This window comes from Zestomonas ipomoeae (assembly GCF_057128665.1).
Genome location: NZ_JBSKHQ010000001.1, coordinates 493,659 through 512,316, shown reverse-complemented (window position 1 = coordinate 512,316; position 18,658 = coordinate 493,659). Strand labels below are relative to the sequence as shown.

Sequence of the window (18,658 nt, the reverse complement as noted above, 5' to 3'; positions counted from 1 at the left end):
CGCGGTCGTGACACAGGGCCGGGAATTGTAGCGGGGCATGGCGGTCAATGTCAGGCGCGACGGGCGCGCATTGCTCATGCTTGCGTGCGCCGTCATAATGTAGCCCCTTTTTTCAGCCCCTACATGTGGAAGGTATTGCACCGTGAATCAGAAGCCCGACCAGTGTCTTGGAGAGTGGATTGATCGTGAAGCGCTTGCCGAGGCGATGATTCCGCTGATCGGCCAGCTCTACCGCAATAACAATGTGGTGACCTCGATCTATGGCCGTGGCCTGATCAATCGTTCGGTGATCGCCATCCTTAAGGCGCATCGCTTTGCCCGCCACCGCATGGGCGATGAGACCGAGTTGTCGGTGCACGAGACCTTCCCGATCCTCAAGACCATGAGCGAACTCAAGCTCGGCGCGGCTTCGGTCGATCTGGGCAAGATGGTTTCGAAGTTCAAGACCGAGGGCAATGGCCGCAACATCGAGCAGTTCGTGCGCGAAGAGCTGGCCGAGGTCGTCGGTAAGCAGAACAGCGCACCGCGCGAAGGCACCGACGTGGTGCTGTACGGCTTCGGTCGCATCGGCCGCCTGCTGGCGCGCATCCTGATCGAGAAGACCGGTGGTGGCGACGGCCTGCGTCTGCGTGCCATCGTCGTACGCAAGGGTGCCGAGAACGATCTGGTCAAGCGCGCCAGCCTGCTGCGCCGCGATTCTGTGCATGGTCCGTTCGACGGCACCATCACCATCGATGAGGAAAACAACACCCTCACCGCCAACGGCAACCTGATCCAGGTCATCTACTCCAACGACCCGGCGTCCATCGACTACACCCAGTACGGCATCAAGAATGCCCTGCTGGTGGACAACACCGGCAAGTGGCGCGACGCCGAAGGCCTCGGCCAGCACCTGAAGTGCCCGGGCATCGATCGCGTGGTGCTGACCGCGCCGGGCAAAGGGGCGCTGAAGAATATCGTGCATGGTATCAACCATGGCGACATCACCGCCGACGACAAGATCATCTCCGCCGCGTCCTGCACCACCAATGCCATCGTGCCGGTGCTCAAGGCCGTGAATGACCAGTACGGCATCGTCAATGGTCACGTCGAGACCGTTCACTCGTATACCAACGACCAGAACCTGATCGACAACTTCCACAAGGGCAGCCGTCGTGGGCGCAGTGCCGCGCTGAACATGGTGATCACCGAAACCGGTGCCGCCACCGCCGCCGCCAAGGCCCTGCCGGTGCTGAAGGGCAAGCTGACCGGCAATGCCATTCGCGTGCCGACGCCGAACGTGTCCATGGCCATTCTCAATCTGAACCTGGAGAAGGCGACGACTCGCGAGGAGATCAACGAGTACCTGCGCCAGATGGCCATGCACTCGGACCTGCAGAAGCAGATCGACTTCGTCAGCTCGCAGGAAGTGGTATCCACCGACTTCGTCGGCTCGCGCCATGCCGGTGTGGTCGATGCCGAAGCCACCATTGCCAACGACAACCGCGTGGTGCTCTATGTCTGGTACGACAACGAGTTCGGCTACAGCTGCCAGGTGGTACGGGTGATGGAAGACATGGCCGGGGTCAACCCGCCGGCGTTTCCGCGCTAAACGCTGATGCAAACAGAACGGGAGCTTCGGCTCCCGTTCTGCATTCTGCGGTTTTGTTTCTGGTCGGCGAGTGACGCGCCGGGGCCGGTTCTCGTCTTTTCGGCAGTCTGGTTCAGTGCGTTCGTGGGGCGCTGGCGATGAGCTGGGGAAACTGTCGCCCGCTCCGGAAAAATCCAAAAGAAGCAAGTGCTTGGGTGGCCAGCCGGGGAAGGATGCCCCTATAATCGGGCGGATTTTTTCCCGGGTCGACCGCTTCGCCCACGCCGATCGTTTCAATCGGGGTGCGCCGTGTCGCACGGCTTCGAAGCGCGCACGTACTCAAATAAGTATTCCAAATCAGTGGTTAGGCAAACCTATGATCAAAATAAAACGTGGGCTCGATTTGCCCATAACGGGTGCGCCGGCGCAGCGTATCGAGGCCGCGAGGCCGGTGCGCAGCGTCGCCGTGATAGGCTTCGACTATCACGGAATGAAGCCGACCATGCAGGTCCAGGTCGGTGACCGGGTCAAGCTCGGTCAGGTGTTGTTCTCCGACAAGAAGTCGCCGGGGGGCAACTACACCGCACCGGGGGCTGGCGTAGTCAGCGCCATTCATCGCGGCGAGAAGCGCGTCCTGCAGTCCGTCGTCATCGATCTGGAAGGCGACGAGCAGCTGACTTTTTCCCGCTATTCCTCTGCCGAACTGGAAGGGCTGAGTGGCGAGCAGGTGCGTGAAAACCTGCAACAGTCGGGCCTGTGGACCGCGCTGCGCACCCGGCCGTTCAGCCAGGTGCCGGCGGTTGACGCCACGCCCAGCTCGATCTTCGTCACCGCCATCGATACGCATCCGCTGGCTGCCGATCCGACAGTGGTCATCGGCGAGCAGGCCGAAGCCTTTGCCGATGGCCTGAAGGTTCTGGCCCGCCTGGCCAAGGTCTATCTGTGCAAGGCCGAGGGCGCCAGCCTGCCGGGCGACGGTCTGGCCAATGTTTCCAGCGAGACTTTCTCCGGCCCGCACCCGGCAGGCCTGGTCGGTACCCATATTCATTTCCTCGACCCGGTCAGCGCCAGCAAGAGCGTCTGGTCCGTCGGTTACCAGGATGTGATCGCCATCGGCAAGCTGTTCACCAGCGGCCAGTTGTCGGTCGAGCGCGTGGTCGCTCTGGCCGGACCGGTCGTCGAGCAGCCGCGCCTGGTGCGCACCCGCCTGGGCGCCAACCTCGAGGAGCTGACCGCGGGCGAACTGCAGCCCGGCTACAACCGAGTCATCTCCGGCTCGGTATTCGGCGGCCGCACCGCTCACGGTGCATTCGCCTTCCTCGGCCGCTATCACCAGCAGGTTTCCTGCCTGCGCGAGGGCAGCGACCGCGAGATGCTGCACTACCTGCGCGCCGGGGTGAACAAGCACTCTGTGCTCAATGTGTTCGTCTCCAAGCTGATGGCGGCGAAGAAATTCGCTTTTTCCACCACCACCAACGGCAGCCCGCGGGCCATGGTTCCGGTCGGCAACTACGAGGAAGTGATGCCGCTGGACATCCTGCCCACCCAGTTGCTGCGCTACCTGATCGTCGGCGATACCGAAATGGCGCAGAAACTCGGCTGCCTGGAGCTTGACGAAGAAGACCTGGCGCTGTGCACCTACGTGTGCGCCGGCAAGTACGAATATGGCCCGATCCTGCGGGATAACCTGACCCGCATCGAGAAGGAGGGTTGATCCATGGGTATTCGAGCATTTCTCGACAAGATCGAGCATAACTTCGAGAAGGGCGGTAAGTTCGAGAAGTGGTATGCCCTCTACGAGGCCATAGACACCTTCTTCTATCGTCCCGGCAGCGTGACCAAGACCACCGCTCACGTGCGCGACGGCATCGACCTCAAGCGCATGATGATCACCGTGTGGCTGTGCACTTTCCCGGCAATGTTCTTCGGCATGTGGAACATCGGCTACCAGGCTAACCAGATCTACGCGGCCAGCCCCGAGCTGCTGTCGGCCCAGGAAGGCTGGCGTTTCGCGCTGATCGGTGCCCTGGCCGGCTTCGACCCGTCCAGCCTGTGGGACTGCTTCGTCCAGGGTGCGGCGTACTTCCTGCCGGTGTACCTGGTGACCTTTCTGGTCGGCGGCTTCTGGGAAGTACTGTTCGCGTCGATCCGCAAGCATGAAGTCAACGAGGGCTTCTTCGTTACTTCCGTGCTGTTCGCCCTGATCCTGCCGCCGACCATCCCGTTGTGGCAGGTCGCCCTGGGCATCAGCTTCGGCGTGGTGATCGGCAAGGAAGTCTTCGGCGGTACCGGCAAGAACTTCCTCAACCCGGCGCTGACCGGTCGTGCGTTCCTGTTCTTCGCCTACCCGGCGCAGATGTCCGGTGATGCGGTATGGACAGCGGTGGACGGCTTTGCCGGCGCCACCGCGCTGGGCCTGAGCGCCGCCGGCGGCATCGACAACCTGCTGAGCCACGGCGTGACCTGGATGAGCGCCTTCCTCGGCACCATCCACGGCTCGATCGGCGAAACCAGCACCCTGGCCATCCTGATCGGCGGCGCGGTGTTGCTGATGACCAAGATCGCCTCCTGGCGCATCGTCGCCGGCGTGATGTTGGGCATGATCGGCCTGTCGCTGCTGTTCAATGCCATCGGTTCCACCACCAACCCGATGTTCGCCATGCCCTGGTACTGGCACCTTGTGGTCGGCGGATTCGCCTTCGGCATGATCTTCATGGCCACCGACCCGGTGTCGGCCTCCATGACCAACACCGGCAAGTGGATCTTCGGTGCGCTGATCGGCGTCATGGTGGTGTTGATCCGCGTGGTCAACCCGGCCTTTCCGGAAGGCATGATGCTGGCGATCCTGTTCGCCAACCTGTTCGCACCGCTGATCGACCACTTCGTCGTTCAGGCCAATATCAAGCGGAGGCTGGCACGCAATGTCTAGTCAAAAAGAATCCACCGTACGCACGCTGATGGTGGCCCTGCTGGTCTGCCTGGTGTGCTCGGTGTTCGTTGCCGGCGCCGCCGTGGCGCTGAAGCCGACCCAGGTCGACAACCGCCTGCTGGACAAGCAGCGCAGCATCCTGGCGATCGCCGGGCTGGGCAAGCCGGGCATGTCCGGCCGTGAGGTCAAGGAGCTGTTCAACAGCACCATCACGCCGAAACTGGTGGACCTGGAAACCGGCAAGTTCAGCGATGCCTTCGATCCGAAGACGTTCGACCCGCTGACTGCGGCCAAGAACCCCGAGCTGTCCGAGGTCCTGCCACCCGAGCAGGACATTGCCTCGATCAAGCGCCAGGAGCGCTACACCACCGTTTACCTGGTGGAGAAGGATGGTCAGCTGGACACCCTGATCCTGCCAGTACGCGGTTACGGCCTGTGGTCGACCCTGTACGGCTTCATGGCGGTCAAGGGTGATCTCAATACCGTGGTGGGCATGGGCTTCTACCAGCATGGCGAGACCCCCGGTCTCGGCGGCGAAGTGGACAACCCGAAATGGAAGGCCCAGTGGCCGGGCAAGACGCTGTTCAACGACAGCGGCGAGCTGGCGGTGCAGATCGTCAAGGGCGGCGTGGACCCGCAAAGCCCGAATGCCGAGCATCAGGTCGACGCTCTCGCCGGGGCGACCCTGACCAGCAAGGGGGTGAACAACCTGTTGCACTTCTGGCTGGGTGAGAACGGCTTCGGCCCGTTTATCGCTAACCTGCGCGCTGGGGAGGCTTGATCATGTCGCAACCGACAATCAAAGAAGTCCTGTTCAATCCGATTCTGAACAACAACCCGATCGGCCTGCAGATTCTCGGAATCTGCTCGGCCCTGGCGGTGACCTCGAACCTCAAGACCGCGCTGGTGATGTCCATTGCGCTGACGCTGGTGACGGCGTTCTCCAGCATGTTCATCTCGATGATCCGCAGCCAGATCCCCAGCTCGATCCGCATGATCGTGCAGATGGTGATCATCGCCTCGCTGGTGATCGTGGTGGACCAGGTGCTCAAGGCCTACGCCTATTCGCTGTCCAAGCAGCTCTCGGTGTTCGTCGGCCTGATCATCACCAACTGCATCGTGATGGGTCGCGCCGAGGCTTTCGCCATGCAGAACCCGCCGGTCCTGTCGTTCTTCGACGGCATCGGCAACGGTCTTGGCTACAGCGCCATGCTGATCGTGCTCGGCATCGTTCGCGAGCTGTTCGGCGCCGGCAAGCTGATGGGCTACGAGATCATTCCGGTGGTCAACGACGGCGGCTGGTACCAGCCCAACGGCTTGTTGCTGCTGCCGCCCTCGGCATTCTTCCTGATCGGCTTGATCATCTGGGGCCTGCGTTCCTGGAAGAAGGAACAGATCGAACCCGTCGCCTACAAGATGGCACCGCAGGTATCCAACAAGGAGGCCTACTAATGGAACACTACATCAGCCTGTTCGTGCGGGCGGTGTTCGTCGAGAACATGGCGCTGGCCTTCTTCCTCGGCATGTGCACCTTCATCGCCATCTCCAAGAAGGTGGAAACCGCCATCGGTCTCGGCGTCGCGGTCATCGTGGTGCAAGCCATCACCGTGCCGGCCAACAACCTGATCTACACCTACCTGCTCAAGGATGGTGCCCTGGCCTGGGCCGGCCTGCCTGAGGTCGACCTGAGCTTCCTCGGCCTGCTCAGCTACATCGGCGTGATCGCGGCCATTGTGCAGATCCTGGAAATGACCCTGGATAAGTACGTGCCCTCGCTCTACAACGCCCTGGGTGTGTTCCTGCCGCTGATCACGGTGAACTGCGCCATCATGGCCGGCTCGCTGTTCATGGTGGAGCGGGACTACAACCTGGGCGAGAGTGCGGTCTATGGGGTCGGCTCCGGCCTGTCCTGGGCGCTGGCGATCGCCACCCTGGCGGGTATCCGCGAGAAGCTCAAATACAGCGATGTGCCCGAGGGCCTGCGTGGCCTGGGTATCACCTTTATCACCATCGGCTTGATGTCTCTGGGCTTCATGTCCTTCTCCGGTGTGCAGCTGTAAGGAAGGGATGAGTAGATGATCAATTTCGAGATTTTCCTCGCCATCGGCATGTTCACCGCCATCGTCCTGGGCCTGGTGGTGATCATCCTGATGGCGCGCGCCAAGCTGGTTTCCAGCGGCGACGTGACCATCGAGGTCAACGGCGAGCGGACCATCACCGTGCCCGCCGGCGGCAAGCTGTTGCAGACCCTTGCGGCGAACAACATCTTCCTGTCTTCCGCCTGTGGCGGCGGCGGTACCTGTGCGCAGTGCAAATGCATCGTCGAAAGCGGCGGTGGCGAGATGCTGCCGACCGAGGAGTCGCACTTCACCCGTCGTGAGGCGGGCGAGGGCTGGCGCCTGTCCTGCCAGACTCCGGTCAAGCAGGACATGAAGATCGAGGTGCCGGAAGAAGTCTTTGGCGTGAAGAAGTGGGAATGCACGGTGGAGTCCAACCCCAACGTCGCCACCTTCATCAAGGAGCTGACGCTCAAACTGCCGGAAGGCGAGAACGTCGACTTCCGCGCCGGTGGCTACGTGCAGCTGGAATGCCCGCCGCACGTGGTCAACTACAAGGACTTCGACATCCAGCCGGAATATCGTGGCGACTGGGACAAGTTCAACATGTGGCGTTACGTGTCGAAGGTGGACGAAACCACCATTCGCGCCTACTCCATGGCGAACTATCCGGAAGAGCGCGGGCTGGTGAAGTTCAACATCCGTATCGCTTCGCCGCCGCCAGGCAAGGACGAAATCCCGCCGGGCAAGATGTCCTCCTATGTGTTCAGCCTCAAGCCGGGCGACAAGATCACCGTGTACGGGCCTTTTGGCGAATTCTTCGCCAAGGACACCGATGCCGAGATGGTCTTCATTGGCGGTGGTGCCGGCATGGCACCGATGCGCTCGCATATATTCGACCAGCTCAAGCGGTTGAAGTCCAAGCGCAAGATCAGCTTCTGGTATGGCGCCCGGTCGCTACGGGAAGCCTTCTACAGCGAGGAGTACGACCAGCTGCAGGCGGAGAACGAGAACTTCCAGTGGCACCTGGCGCTGTCCGATCCGCAGCCCGAAGACAACTGGACCGGCCTCAAGGGCTTCATCCACAACGTGTTGTACGAGAACTACCTGAAGGACCACCCGGCTCCCGAGGACTGCGAGTTCTACATGTGCGGTCCGCCGATGATGAACGCCGCGGTGATCAAGATGCTTACCGACCTGGGTGTGGAGCCGGACAACATCCTGCTCGACGACTTCGGCGGCTGACATGATTCCTGCTGTACTCAAGCCCGCCATCGTTGCCGCATTCGCGGCAGCCTTGGCGGGCTGCTGGTTTTCGGATTCCATCGAATCGTTTTCCGGCCCGACCATGGGCAGCACCTATTCGGTGAAGTATGTGCGCGACTCCAGTGCTCCGGAGTCGGCTCGGCTGCAGCCGGAGGTGGAGGCGATCCTTGCAGAGATCGACCGGCAGATGTCGACCTATCGCGCGGATTCGGATATCGAACGATTCAACGAAAGCCCGGCCGAGCGCTGCATGGCCATGCCAGAGCCCGTGCTGCACCTGGTGCGCGCCGGTATCGAGCTGGCTGAGCGCAGCGATGGTGCCTTCGATCTGACCCTGGAGCCGCTGCTCAACCTGTGGGGGTTCGGACCCAAAGCCAAGGGCGATCGGGTGCCGACTGCTGCGGAGCTCGAGGCGGTGCGTGGGCAGTTCGGCTACCGACATCTTTCCATCGACGGCGACCAATTGTGCCGGGATGCGCCGGTGCAGGTGGACTTCAACAGCATTGCCGCCGGCTATGCAGTGGATCGCATCACCGCCTATCTGGAACAGCAGGGCGTTTCCAGCTACTTGGTGGAGATTACCGGCGAGCTGAAGGCGGTCGGCAAGAAGCCCGACGGATCGCCCTGGCGTATCGCCATCGAGGCGCCGCAGAGCGGCGAGCGAGTGGCGCAGAAGATCATCGCGCTGGATGGCTACGGGGTATCCACCTCCGGCGACTATCGCAACTATTTCGAGAAGGACGGCCGGCGCTATTCCCATACCCTGGACCCGCAAACCGCCGCTCCCATCGAGCACACCCTGGCGGCGGTGACCGTGGTGCACCGGGAAACCCTGCAAGCCGACGGACTGTCTACCCTGTTAATGGTGCTGGGGCCCGAGCGGGGCTATGCCTTCGCCGAGCGAGAAGGCCTGGCGGCCTTTTTCGTCAGCCGCGACGGCGACGGTTTCGCCAGCCGCAGCACCCCCGCATTCGACGCGCTCTTCGCAGCGCAAGGAGAACAGCCATGACCTGGCTAGCCGTATTCATCGTGATGCTTCTGGTGGTGCTCGGCATGTCTGTCGGCGTGATCATGGGGCGCAAGCCGATCGCCGGCTCCTGCGGCGGCATCGCCAACCTGGGGATCGAAAAGGAATGCTCGATCTGCGGCGGTGACCGCACCAAGTGCGAGGAGGTCAATGCCGACAAACCGGCCGCCGAGCCGGAGCCCGATCTCGCCTACGATGCGACCAAGCGCTAATGGACGCGCGCCAGTCATCCGCCCAGGCTGACCGGCGCACGCATAAGAAGAATTCTGGCTGGACGGCTGGTCCGGCACTGCCCTGGCGCTAATTCGGCGCCAGGGTTTGTTCTGAAGGAGTAATCATGGCGGTCTACAACTACGACGTGGTGGTGCTGGGCTCCGGTCCGGCGGGCGAGGGCGCGGCGATGAATGCCGCCAAGGCGGGCCGCAAGGTCGCGGTGGTGGACGATCGCAAGCTGGTCGGTGGCAACTGCACGCACCTCGGCACCATTCCCTCCAAGGCGCTGCGTCACTCGGTGCGCCAGATCATGCAGTTCAACACCAATCCGATGTTTCGCCAGATCGGCGAGCCGCGCTGGTTCTCCTTTCCCGATGTGCTGAAGAGCGCGGAAAAGGTCATCGCCAAGCAGGTCACCTCGCGCACCGGCTACTACGCACGCAATCGCATCGACACCTTCTTCGGGACCGCCAGCTTCTCCGACGAGCATTCGGTCGAAGTGGTGTGCCTCAACGGAATGGTGGAAAAGCTGGTAGCCAAGCAGATCGTCATCGCTACCGGTTCGCGCCCCTATCGCCCGGCGGACGTCGACTTCAACCACCCGCGGGTGTACGACAGCGACACCATTCTCACCCTCAGCCACACGCCGCGACGGTTGATCATCTACGGCGCCGGGGTGATCGGCAGCGAATATGCATCGATTTTCAGTGGCCTGGGCGTGCTGGTCGACTTGATCGACAACCGCGACCAGTTGCTCAGCTTCCTCGACGACGAAATCTCCGATGCGTTGAGCTACCACCTGCGCAACAACAACGTGCTGATCCGTCACAATGAAGAGTACGAGCACATCGAGGGCCTGGATAACGGGGTGATCCTGCACCTGAAATCCGGCAAGAAGATCAAGGCCGATGCCTTGCTCTGGTGCAACGGTCGTACCGGCAATACCGACAAGCTCGGCCTGGAGAACATCGGTCTGAAGGCCAACAGCCGCGGGCAGATTCAGGTGGACGAACACTACCGCACCGAGGTCAGCAACATCTATGCGGCCGGCGACGTGATCGGCTGGCCGAGCCTCGCCAGCGCGGCGTTCGACCAGGGCCGTTCGGCGGCGGGCAGCATCGTGGAGAACGGCAGCTGGCGCTTCGTCGACGACGTGCCGACCGGCATCTACACCATTCCGGAGATCAGCTCGCTAGGCAAGACCGAGCGTGAACTGACCCAGGCCAAGGTGCCCTACGAAGTGGGCAAGGCGTTCTTCAAGGGCATGGCGCGGGCGCAGATCGCCGTTGAGCCGGTGGGCATGCTGAAGATCCTGTTCCATCGCGAGACCCTGGAAATACTGGGCGTGCACTGCTTCGGCTACCAGGCTTCGGAGATCGTGCACATCGGCCAGGCGATCATGAACCAGAAGGGCGAGGCGAACAGCATCAAGTACTTCGTCAATACCACCTTCAACTATCCGACCATGGCCGAGGCCTATCGGGTGGCTGCCTTCGACGGACTCAACCGGCTTTTTTGAGCGGCTCCGGCCGGCGGCCTGGGCCGGCTGGGGATGACCCGTTCGATGGCTCGCCTGGCTGGCGCTGGCCGAATCGCGAGAGCTTCTGACGCTTCAGGTAAAAAAAGACCGGCTTTCATGCCGGTCTTGTCCTTTTCGGCTGCTTGTTCCGGAAGCATCGTTTGCTCATTCGGAACTCGCCGACTCCGTAGGGCGGGAGCATTTCGCCGGGGCGGCAGTGAGCGGTCTCAAGCCTGCAGGGTGTGTACCGCCAGCCCGGGAAAGTCGGTGATGATGCTGTCGACTCCGAAGTCGGCGAGCCGGCGCATCAGCGCCGCATCGTTGACCGTCCAGACCGATACGTGCAGTCCTTGCTTCTGGGCCTTGGCCAGTCGCTCCGGCGTGCAGAGGGTCCAGTTCAGTGCGAGCATCTGGCAGCCGTAGTGCCTGGCGACCTTCAGCGGGTCAAGCCAAGCGTATTCGGCCACCAGGCCGCGCGCGAGGTCCGGGGTCAGTCGTTTGAGCGCGCGCAGTACTTCCCTCGAACTGGAGGTGACGGTGACCTTGTCGAGCAGACCGTGCTGCTCGGCCAGCGCGCGAATTGCCAGCACGGTACGGGCGGCCCGTCCTTTCGAGGCGCTCTTCACCTCCAGTTGCCAGTGCTCGAACGGGCACTTCTCGAACAGTTCGGCGAGTCGCGGAATGGGGCAGGGCTGGGGCCAGTCCGGTCCTGCGCGGCGGGCGTCGTATCGGGCCAGCTCATCGGCATCGTGCTGCACCACCTTGCCGTGCCGGCCGGTGGTGCGCTTGAGGGTCGGGTCGTGGATCACCATCAGTTCGCCGTCGCGGGACAGGTGCAGGTCCAGCTCGCAGCGCCTGACGCCATGCTCCAGGCATTGCTGGAAGCTGGCCAGGGTGTTTTCCGGTGCTTCGCCCTTGGCGCCGCGATGACCGTAGATCAGGGTCAACTCATTCTTCCTTCGTGGTGTGAGGTTGGTGATGGCGCACGCTATCGATCACGCGGCCACTTTCGAAATAGACCGAGAACTCGCGATAGTCCCAGCGGCTGATCGGCGGCTTGCCGACCGGCGCATGCTCCTCGTCGGCCAGGCCGAAGCGTTCGAGCACCGCACGCTGCGACTCCCCTCGCTTGGGCAGCGGGATGTCGGCGGTGCCTTGCTGGCCAATGGGGATTTGCAGGGTGTCGGCGTAGCCGGCGACGGGCAGGAGCAGGGCGAACAGCAGGACAAGGCGGGACATGGGCACTCTCAACGTTGTGGATCGGGACGTTCGCGGGCCTGGCGGCGTTCCAGGGCCTGCCGCTGGAGGATATGCCGGGCGAGCAATTGACGCTGTGCGTCGGTCAACGCTTCGAACTCGGTACCGATCTCGAATTGCCCGCTTGGCAGCTCGCGGCAATGCAGCACCTGGGCTCTCAGCAGGAGACCGAGGGCCTGGGGCATCAGTACCATCTTCACCGCCAGATGGCTGCCTACCGCCACCGCCTTGCCATGGTTGAAGCTGATGCCACCTTCGGAGAGGCTGACCTTGCGGGGTTCGCCGATGTCTCTCAGCAGGCTCTGCGCGACGGCCTGGCCGAGCAGGTCGATACGCTTGTTGATTACTTTCAGGTAGTTGGCCAGGGTGCGGTCGCGTTCGCTGATATGGCGCAGCAGGTGCTGCGACTCGAAGTCCATCAGGTGCAGATCGCTGAGCAGGTTGAACAGCGGCGAGGGGTCGTGAAGTATGTCACCGGCCTGCGCCTCCGGGCCGGCCAGCAGGCTAAATTCCAGTGCGATCGTATCCTCGATACGATAGTATTCGCGGCGATCCTCGACATCCTGTGACATGGTGACCCCATGACTGCATTGGTGCTTCGAGTGTAAAGCCGCGCGCCAAGCCCCGCCACAAGGACGTTTCTCTTTCCAGCGAACCAGCCCCGACATGTTCAGACCTTTGTCCCTGTACATTGGCGCGCGCTATACGCGGGCCAAACGCCGTAATCACTTCGTCTCCTTCATTTCCCTCACCTCCATGATCGGTCTCGCCCTCGGCGTGCTGGTGATGATCGTGGTGCTCTCGGTGATGAACGGTTTCGACCACGAGATGCGCAACCGCGTGCTTGGCCTTGTGCCGCACGCCACCATCGAGTCGGCCCAGCCGATGGACGATTGGCAGCAGACCGCCGCCGAGGTCGCGCGCCACCCGCAGGTCGAGGCGGTCGCCCCCTTCACCCAGATGCAGGGCCTGCTGAGCAACGCCGGCAAGGTACAGAAGGTCCTGATCAACGCCGTCGACCCCGCCGCGGAAGCCCAGGTGTCGATCATCGGCGACTTCTTCCAGCCCGGAAAAGGCTCCCTGCAAGCCCTTGAGCCCGGCAAGTTCGGCATCGTGCTTGGCAGCCGTTCCGCGGAAAAACTCGGCGTGGGCATCGGCGACAAGATCACTTTCGTCGCTCCCGAGGTGGCGGTCACGCCAGCGGGCATGTTCCCGCGCATGAAGCGCTTCACCGTGGTGGGCATCTTCCACACCAAGGTCGGCGAGTTGGATGGTTTCCTGGCACTGACCCATATCGAGGATGCTGCGCGGCTGAAGCGTTGGCGGCCCGAGCAGGTGCAAGGGCTGCGCCTCAAGCTGGAGGACCTGTTCCAGGCGCCGCAGGTGGCCTGGGAACTTGCCACGCGGCTGGATGGCGAAGAATTCTTCGCCCGCGATTGGACCCGCACCCATGGCAATCTGTACCAGGCCATTCGCATGGAAAAGGCGATGATCGGCCTGCTGTTGCTACTGATCGTCGCCGTGGCGGCCTTCAATATCATTTCCACCCTGGTGATGGTGGTCACCGACAAGAAGTCCGATATCGCCATCCTGCGTACCCTGGGCGCCACGCCGGGCCAGATCATGGCGATCTTCATGGTGCAGGGCACGGTGATCGGGGTGATCGGTACGCTGATCGGGACCGTGCTCGGCGTGCTCGCCGCGCTCAATGTCAGTGCCGGGATCGCAGCGCTCGAGCGCTTGCTCGGCCACACGTTCCTCGATGCCGAGGTGTATTTCATCGGCTACTTGCCGTCGAAGATTCTGCTGAGCGACGTGCTGATGATCAGCGGCGCGGCGCTGGTCCTGAGTTTCCTCGCCACCTTGTATCCGGCCTGGCGTGCCGCGCGCACCCAGCCCGCGGAGGCCTTGCGCTATGAGTGATTCGTCCATGAAAGATCGGGCCGTGCTGAGCTGCCGCAGCCTGGGCAAATGCTATGAGGAAGGCCCGCAATCGGTCGAAGTGCTGGCCGATGTGCAACTGGAGCTGCATCCCGGCGAACGGATCGCCATCGTCGGTAGCTCCGGCTCCGGCAAGAGCACGCTGCTCAATCTGCTCGGCGGTTTGGATACGCCCAGTCACGGCAGTGTCTGGCTGGCTGGCGAGGAGCTTTCCGCGCTCAACGAGAAGGCCCGGGGGCTATTGCGCAACCGCGCGCTGGGCTTCGTCTATCAGTTCCATCACTTGCTTCCGGAGTTCACCGCCCTGGAGAACGTCTGCATGCCGCTGCTGATCGGCAAGACGCCGATCCCCGAGGCCCGGACGCGGGCCACCGCCTTGCTCGAACGGGTCGGTCTCGGCCATCGCCTGGCGCACAAGCCGGCGGAGCTGTCCGGCGGCGAGCGCCAGCGCGTAGCCATTGCCCGCGCGCTGGTCAATCAGCCGGCGCTGGTGCTGCTCGACGAGCCAACCGGCAACCTCGACCAACATACGGCCCATGGCATCCAGGAGCTGATGCTGGAACTCAGCCGCTCCTCGCTGACCGCATTCCTGGTGGTGACCCACGATATGCAACTGGCGCGGCAGATGGATCGCGTACTGCGCCTGGACGAAGGTCGGCTGGTGGCTGCCTGATATGTTCCGGCCTCTCTCGATCTTCATCGGCACGCGCTATACCCGCGCCAAGCGCCGCAATCATTTCATCTCCTTCATTTCCCTGACCTCGATGAGCGGCCTCGCCCTCGGCGTGCTGGCGATGATCGTGGTGCTCTCGGTCATGAACGGTTTCCAGAAGGAAATGAGCAAGCGCATTCTCGGCACGGTTCCCCATGCGGTGATCACGGCCGAGCAACCGCTGGACGACTGGCGCAGCGTGGCGGCGGCGATCTCGCGCAATCCGCAGGTGCTGGCGGCTGCGCCGTTCGGCGAGCTGGAAGGCATGCTCTCCTACAAGGGCGCGATGCAACCGGTACAGATCAACGCCATCGATCCTGCCGAGGAAGCGAAGGTTTCCATCGTCGCCAAGCATATGAAGCAGGGTCGGCTGGATGCCTTGCAGGCCGGCGAGTTCGGCGTGGTGATCGGCGATCTCACGGCGCGCCGCTTCGGCTTGCAGGCGGGCGACAAGTTGACCCTGATCGTGCCCGAGGCGAGCAGCGCGGCGGGTGGCATCACGCCGCGCATGCAGCGGCTGAGCGTCGTCGGGATCTTCAAGGTGGGTGCTGAGCTGGATGGCTCGCTGGCGCTGATCCATATCGCCGATGCGGCGCATATGCAGCACTGGCAACCGGACCAGGTGCAGGGTGTGCGCCTCGAGCTGAAGGACCTGTACCAGGCGCCGCAGGTGGCCGCGAGCATTGCCGCCGGGTTGGGCAAGGAGTACCGCGCGAGCGACTGGACGCAGACCCAGGGCAGCCTGTTCAGCGCCATGCAGATGGAAAAGACTATGATCGCCTTGCTGCTGCTGCTGATCATTGCCGTGGCGGCCTTCAACATCATCGCCACGCTGGTCATGGTGGTTGCCGACAAGCGCGCCGACATCGCCATCCTGCGTACCCTGGGGGCCACGCCGGGACAGATCATGGCGGTTTTCATGGTGCAGGGTACGGTGATCGGTTCGATCGGTACCCTGCTCGGGGCGGTCCTGGGCGTGATCGCTGCGCTCAACGTCAGCCAGTTGGTGGGCTGGATCGAGCGGATCAGCGGCCAGCAGATCCTCAGTTCGGACATCTACTTCATCAGCAACCTGCCGTCCGAGTTGCAAGTGGCTGATGTGCTGCTGATCTGCGGCGCGGCGTTTTCCCTCAGTTTCCTGGCGACCCTCTATCCGGCCTGGCGCGCGGCGCGCACCCAGCCGGCGGAAGCCTTGCGCTACGAATGAGAGGAGGCGGTGTCAGCGATTGCGCTGGCGCCGGCTTTCCTGGCGCTTGCGCCAGCTGCGGCGTACCCACCAGCGCCAGTAGACCATGGTCAGGCAGTAACCCAGCACGGCGCTCACCACGGCGGTGATCAATGATCCCGCCAGCAGCGGTTGCCAGAGGGTGGTCAGGCGGGCGCTGAACCAGGTCCAGCTCAATTCTGCGGGCATGTTCAGTGCCGGTGTCTGCAGTACCCAGGTGCCGAGTTTGTAGGTGCAGTAGAACACCGGCGGCATGGTGATCGGGTTGGTCAGCCAGACCAGCCCCACCGAAATGGCCATATTGGCCCGCAGCGGGATGGCCAGGGCGGCGGCCAGCAGCATCTGCATCGGGATCGGAATCAGCGCGGAAAACAGGCCGACCGACATAGCCCGGGCCACCGAGTGCCGGTTCAGGTGCCAGAGGTTGGGATCGTGGATCAGGGAGCCTAGGAAGCGCAGGGATTTGCTGCCCTTGATACGTTCAGGGTTGGGCATGTAGCGCTTGAAAAAACGACGCGGCATGAAGGCTCTCTGGCAGGCTGAAAAGCGCCGATTATTATGCACCGATTCATGCCCGGTTGCTGGCATAGTGTGTGACAGACGATTTAAACGAAGCGGCAATCGTTCGCTTTATTGGGAGACGGTCCGTCGATGCGCACAGGGATGTTCGCACTCGTCGCGGGACTCTTGGTCCTGCGTTTCATGCCTATGCTGCCGCCCGGCTGGGTCGTGGTGTCCGTGGCGCTGCTGGCGCTCATGCTGCTGCCGTTTCGCTCCTATCCCGTGGCGTTCTTCCTGTTCGGCTGGGCCTGGGCCTGCCTGTCGGCGCAAGGCGCGCTCGACGATCGCCTCGCTCCCGAGCTGGACGGTCGCACGCTGTGGATCGAGGGGCGGGTCGCCGGCCTGCCGGAAGTCGGCGATGGGGCGGTACGCTTCCAGCTCGAGCAGGTGTCTGCGCGTCGTGTCGACTTGCCCTCGCGCCTGCGCTTGGCCTGGTACGACGGCCCGGCAGTGCAGGCAGGCGAGCGCTGGCGCCTGGCGGTGCGCCTCAAGCGCCCCTATGGCCTGGTCAATCCGAACTCGTTCGACTATGAGGCGTGGCTGCTGGCGCGACGCGTTGGCGCCACGGGTACCGTCAGGATGGGGGAGCGCCTGGCACCGGCCAGCGGAATCGCCGCCTGGCGCGATGCGCTGCGCCAGCGCCTGCTGAGTGTCGATGCATTCGGTCGCGAAGGTGCTATCGCGGCCCTGGTGTTGGGCGATGACTCGGGGTTGTCGCCGCGGGATTGGCGAGTGCTGCAGGACACCGGCACCGTACATCTGTTGGTGATTTCCGGGCAGCATGTCGGGTTGCTGGCGGCCCTGTTGTACGGACTGGTTGCTACCCTGGCACGCCTGGGCTTTTGGCCACGCGCCTTGCCTTGGTTGCCCTGGGCGTGCGGCCTGGCGTTCGCCGGTGCGCTGGGCTACGGGCTGCTGGCGGGCTTCGAGGTGCCGGTACGGCGTGCCTGCGTGATGCTGGGGTTGGTGTTGCTCTGGCGCCTGCGTTTCCGCCACCTGGGCGTCTGGCTGCCCCTGCTCGTGGCATTGGCAGCGGTGCTGTTGGTGGAGCCGCTGGCGAGCCTGCAGGCGGGTTTCTGGTTGTCGTTCGCCGCGGTTGCGGTGCTCGCGCTGGCCTTCAGCGGGCGCCTGGGGGCCTGGGCGTGGTGGCGCACCCTGGGGCGGGCGCAGTGGACGGTGGCGCTCGGCCTGTTGCCGGCGATGCTGGCCCTGGGGCTGCCGATCAGTGCCAGCGGGCCGCTGGCCAATCTGTTGGCGGTGCCCTGGGTGAGCCTGGCGGTGGTACCGCTCGCGCTGCTGGGAACCCTGCTGCTGCCGGTACCCTGGGTCGGTGAGGGATTGCTCTGGGTGGCTGGCGCGTTCCTGCACGGACTCTTCTGGCTGCTCGCGCAGGTGGCCGCCGGCATGCCCGCCTGGTTACCGCAAGCCCTGCCGCTATGGAGTTGGGTGCTGGCGCTTTTGGGGTGTCTGATGCTGCTGTTGCCGGCTGGCGTACCGTTGCGCGGGCTCGGCCTGGCAATGCTGCTTCCGCTGTTCTTCCCGGCACAGGAGCAACCGCCGCAGGCGCATGCCGATATCTGGCTGCTGGACGTGGGTCAGGGGCTGTCGCTGCTGGTGCGTACTCGCGAGCATGCCTTGCTGTATGACGCCGGGCCGCGCTTCGGCGAATTCGACTTGGGGGAGCGGGTGGTCGTGCCTTCCCTGCAACGCCTCGGCGTGAGGCGAGTGGATCTCCTGTTGCTCAGCCATGCCGACAGTGATCATGCGGGAGGGGCCCTGGCGGTACGCCGAAGCTTGGCGGTCGATGCCGTGCTGAGCGGTGAGCCCCGGCAGTTGCCCGCGTCGCTGCAGGCGCAGCCGTGCAGCGATGGTGCGGACTGGCAATGGGATGGCGTACGTTTTCGCACCTGGCGGTGGGCCGCGGCGCAGGATGGCAACCAGTCATCGTGCCTGCTGCTGGTGGAGGCCAATGGGGAGCGCCTGTTGCTGACCGGCGACATCGATGTGCAAACCGAGCGAGCATTGATCGATAGCGGCCGGGACCTGCAGGCGCAGTGGCTGCTCGCTCCCCATCATGGCAGTCGCAGCTCGTCGTCGTCGGCCTTCCTGTGGAAGGTGGCGCCGAGCGCGGTGTTGATTTCACGCGGTCGGAACAATTCGTTCGGCCATCCACACCCGCAGGTGCTCGCGCGCTACCGGGCTCGCTCGATCGCCATCCACGACACGGCGGAGCAGGGCGCCGTGCATTTTCGCCTGGGCGATTTCGAATCCGCGCAAGGTTTGCGTGAAGAGCGGCATTTTTGGCGGGAGAAATGAGAACGGCGACGGTCGGCGAGGGCACCACCCTATGCTAGAGTGGCGCCATTTTTCGGAGAGGGTTC

Annotated in this window: 18 protein-coding genes; 14 read left to right on the top strand and 4 right to left on the bottom strand. The window is 63.4% G+C overall.

From position 1 onward, the window contains the following. Positions 1 to 142 precede the first annotated feature (142 nt). From ACWKV7_RS02305 to sthA, 10 genes are all read left to right on the top strand, one after another. On the top strand, positions 143 to 1,591 hold the full coding sequence (locus tag ACWKV7_RS02305) for a glyceraldehyde-3-phosphate dehydrogenase (protein ID WP_483856012.1): 1,449 nt from the start codon (positions 143 to 145) through the stop codon (positions 1,589 to 1,591). A 355-nt stretch (positions 1,592 to 1,946) separates the two neighbouring features. Next, entirely contained in the window at positions 1,947 to 3,284 is a 1,338-nt protein-coding gene (locus ACWKV7_RS02300; RefSeq protein WP_483856011.1) for a Na(+)-translocating NADH-quinone reductase subunit A, read from the top strand. 3 nt (positions 3,285 to 3,287) lie between these two features. Continuing rightward, a complete protein-coding gene (locus ACWKV7_RS02295; RefSeq protein WP_483856010.1) occupies positions 3,288 to 4,499 on the top strand; it encodes an NADH:ubiquinone reductase (Na(+)-transporting) subunit B in 1,212 nt (403 codons plus the stop codon). After that, complete coding sequence (locus ACWKV7_RS02290; protein ID WP_483856009.1) at positions 4,492 to 5,280, top strand: Na(+)-translocating NADH-quinone reductase subunit C; 789 nt, start codon at positions 4,492 to 4,494, stop codon at positions 5,278 to 5,280. Before ACWKV7_RS02295 ends, ACWKV7_RS02290 begins: the two co-directional genes overlap by 8 nt. Continuing rightward, on the top strand, positions 5,277 to 5,951 hold the full coding sequence (locus ACWKV7_RS02285) for an NADH:ubiquinone reductase (Na(+)-transporting) subunit D (RefSeq protein ID WP_483856008.1): 675 nt from the start codon (positions 5,277 to 5,279) through the stop codon (positions 5,949 to 5,951). Before ACWKV7_RS02290 ends, ACWKV7_RS02285 begins: the two co-directional genes overlap by 4 nt. Beyond that, the gene (gene nqrE, locus ACWKV7_RS02280; protein ID WP_483856007.1) at positions 5,951 to 6,559 is read left to right on the top strand and encodes an NADH:ubiquinone reductase (Na(+)-transporting) subunit E; all 609 of its coding nucleotides are present in this window, start codon (positions 5,951 to 5,953) and stop codon (positions 6,557 to 6,559) included. The genes ACWKV7_RS02285 and nqrE overlap by 1 nt, the downstream gene beginning before the upstream one ends. Before the next feature lie 15 nt (positions 6,560 to 6,574). After that, on the top strand, positions 6,575 to 7,801 hold the full coding sequence (nqrF, locus tag ACWKV7_RS02275; protein ID WP_483856006.1) for an NADH:ubiquinone reductase (Na(+)-transporting) subunit F: 1,227 nt from the start codon (positions 6,575 to 6,577) through the stop codon (positions 7,799 to 7,801). Between the two features lies 1 nt (position 7,802). Next, positions 7,803 to 8,831, top strand: a complete 1,029-nt coding sequence (locus ACWKV7_RS02270; protein ID WP_483856005.1) for an FAD:protein FMN transferase — start codon at positions 7,803 to 7,805, stop codon at positions 8,829 to 8,831. After that, positions 8,828 to 9,061 (top strand): (Na+)-NQR maturation NqrM, encoded by a 234-nt coding sequence (nqrM, locus tag ACWKV7_RS02265; protein ID WP_483856004.1) that lies wholly within the window; start codon positions 8,828 to 8,830, stop codon positions 9,059 to 9,061. The genes ACWKV7_RS02270 and nqrM overlap by 4 nt, the downstream gene beginning before the upstream one ends. 125 nt (positions 9,062 to 9,186) lie before the next feature. Further along, positions 9,187 to 10,581: a Si-specific NAD(P)(+) transhydrogenase gene (gene sthA / locus ACWKV7_RS02260; protein WP_483856003.1), complete on the top strand. Its 1,395-nt coding sequence runs from the start codon at positions 9,187 to 9,189 to the stop codon at positions 10,579 to 10,581. 227 nt (positions 10,582 to 10,808) lie between these two features. Here sthA and ACWKV7_RS02255 read toward each other — a convergent pair whose 3' ends face one another. The 3 genes from ACWKV7_RS02255 to ACWKV7_RS02245 are packed head-to-tail and all read right to left on the bottom strand — an operon-like array spanning position 10,809 to position 12,410. Next, positions 10,809 to 11,528: a glycerophosphodiester phosphodiesterase gene (locus tag ACWKV7_RS02255; RefSeq protein WP_483856002.1), complete on the bottom strand. Its 720-nt coding sequence runs from the start codon at positions 11,526 to 11,528 to the stop codon at positions 10,809 to 10,811. 1 nt (position 11,529) lies between these two features. After that, complete coding sequence (locus tag ACWKV7_RS02250) at positions 11,530 to 11,820, bottom strand: phosphodiesterase (RefSeq protein WP_483856001.1); 291 nt, start codon at positions 11,818 to 11,820, stop codon at positions 11,530 to 11,532. Between the two features lie 8 nt (positions 11,821 to 11,828). Further along, the gene (locus ACWKV7_RS02245) at positions 11,829 to 12,410 is read right to left on the bottom strand and encodes a PilZ domain-containing protein (RefSeq protein ID WP_483856000.1); all 582 of its coding nucleotides are present in this window, start codon (positions 12,408 to 12,410) and stop codon (positions 11,829 to 11,831) included. 94 nt (positions 12,411 to 12,504) lie between these two features. Between ACWKV7_RS02245 and ACWKV7_RS02240 the strand changes: the two genes are divergently transcribed. Genes ACWKV7_RS02240 through ACWKV7_RS02230 form a run of 3 tightly spaced genes read left to right on the top strand, consistent with a single transcriptional unit; the run spans position 12,505 to position 15,698 of the window. Then, entirely contained in the window at positions 12,505 to 13,761 is a 1,257-nt protein-coding gene (locus ACWKV7_RS02240; RefSeq protein WP_483855999.1) for a lipoprotein-releasing ABC transporter permease subunit, read from the top strand. After that, complete coding sequence (gene lolD / locus ACWKV7_RS02235) at positions 13,754 to 14,452, top strand: lipoprotein-releasing ABC transporter ATP-binding protein LolD (RefSeq protein WP_487249188.1); 699 nt, start codon at positions 13,754 to 13,756, stop codon at positions 14,450 to 14,452. The genes ACWKV7_RS02240 and lolD overlap by 8 nt, the downstream gene beginning before the upstream one ends. A 1-nt stretch (position 14,453) precedes the next feature. Continuing rightward, positions 14,454 to 15,698, top strand: a complete 1,245-nt coding sequence (locus tag ACWKV7_RS02230) for a lipoprotein-releasing ABC transporter permease subunit (RefSeq protein WP_483855997.1) — start codon at positions 14,454 to 14,456, stop codon at positions 15,696 to 15,698. 12 nt (positions 15,699 to 15,710) lie between these two features. Here the strand turns inward: ACWKV7_RS02230 and ACWKV7_RS02225 are convergent, their stop codons facing one another. After that, positions 15,711 to 16,238, bottom strand: coding sequence for a DUF2062 domain-containing protein (locus ACWKV7_RS02225; RefSeq protein ID WP_483855996.1), 528 nt, complete (start codon positions 16,236 to 16,238; stop codon positions 15,711 to 15,713). Positions 16,239 to 16,367: 129 nt separating this feature from the next. On the opposite strand from ACWKV7_RS02225, the gene ACWKV7_RS02220 reads away from it, so the two are divergent. Then, positions 16,368 to 18,593: a DNA internalization-related competence protein ComEC/Rec2 gene (locus ACWKV7_RS02220; RefSeq protein ID WP_483855995.1), complete on the top strand. Its 2,226-nt coding sequence runs from the start codon at positions 16,368 to 16,370 to the stop codon at positions 18,591 to 18,593. Positions 18,594 to 18,658 lie beyond the last annotated feature (65 nt).

Bases quoted from the DNA above. Each gene is read 5' to 3' on its own strand.
- ACWKV7_RS02290 (WP_483856009.1), top strand. From the start codon at position 4,492: ATGTCTAGTCAAAAAGAATCCACCGTACGCACGCTGATGGTGGCCCTG.
- ACWKV7_RS02240 (WP_483855999.1), top strand. From the start codon at position 12,505: ATGTTCAGACCTTTGTCCCTGTACATTGGCGCGCGCTATACGCGGGCC.
- nqrE (WP_483856007.1), top strand. From the start codon at position 5,951: ATGGAACACTACATCAGCCTGTTCGTGCGGGCGGTGTTCGTCGAGAAC.
- ACWKV7_RS02225 (WP_483855996.1), bottom strand. From the start codon at position 16,238: ATGCCGCGTCGTTTTTTCAAGCGCTACATGCCCAACCCTGAACGTATC.
- nqrF (WP_483856006.1), top strand. From the start codon at position 6,575: ATGATCAATTTCGAGATTTTCCTCGCCATCGGCATGTTCACCGCCATC.
- nqrM (WP_483856004.1), top strand. From the start codon at position 8,828: ATGACCTGGCTAGCCGTATTCATCGTGATGCTTCTGGTGGTGCTCGGC.
- ACWKV7_RS02270 (WP_483856005.1), top strand. From the start codon at position 7,803: ATGATTCCTGCTGTACTCAAGCCCGCCATCGTTGCCGCATTCGCGGCA.
- ACWKV7_RS02300 (WP_483856011.1), top strand. From the start codon at position 1,947: ATGATCAAAATAAAACGTGGGCTCGATTTGCCCATAACGGGTGCGCCG.
- ACWKV7_RS02220 (WP_483855995.1), top strand. From the start codon at position 16,368: ATGCGCACAGGGATGTTCGCACTCGTCGCGGGACTCTTGGTCCTGCGT.
- ACWKV7_RS02295 (WP_483856010.1), top strand. From the start codon at position 3,288: ATGGGTATTCGAGCATTTCTCGACAAGATCGAGCATAACTTCGAGAAG.
- ACWKV7_RS02245 (WP_483856000.1), bottom strand. From the start codon at position 12,410: ATGTCACAGGATGTCGAGGATCGCCGCGAATACTATCGTATCGAGGAT.
- ACWKV7_RS02230 (WP_483855997.1), top strand. From the start codon at position 14,454: ATGTTCCGGCCTCTCTCGATCTTCATCGGCACGCGCTATACCCGCGCC.
- ACWKV7_RS02250 (WP_483856001.1), bottom strand. From the start codon at position 11,820: ATGTCCCGCCTTGTCCTGCTGTTCGCCCTGCTCCTGCCCGTCGCCGGC.
- sthA (WP_483856003.1), top strand. From the start codon at position 9,187: ATGGCGGTCTACAACTACGACGTGGTGGTGCTGGGCTCCGGTCCGGCG.
- lolD (WP_487249188.1), top strand. From the start codon at position 13,754: ATGAGTGATTCGTCCATGAAAGATCGGGCCGTGCTGAGCTGCCGCAGC.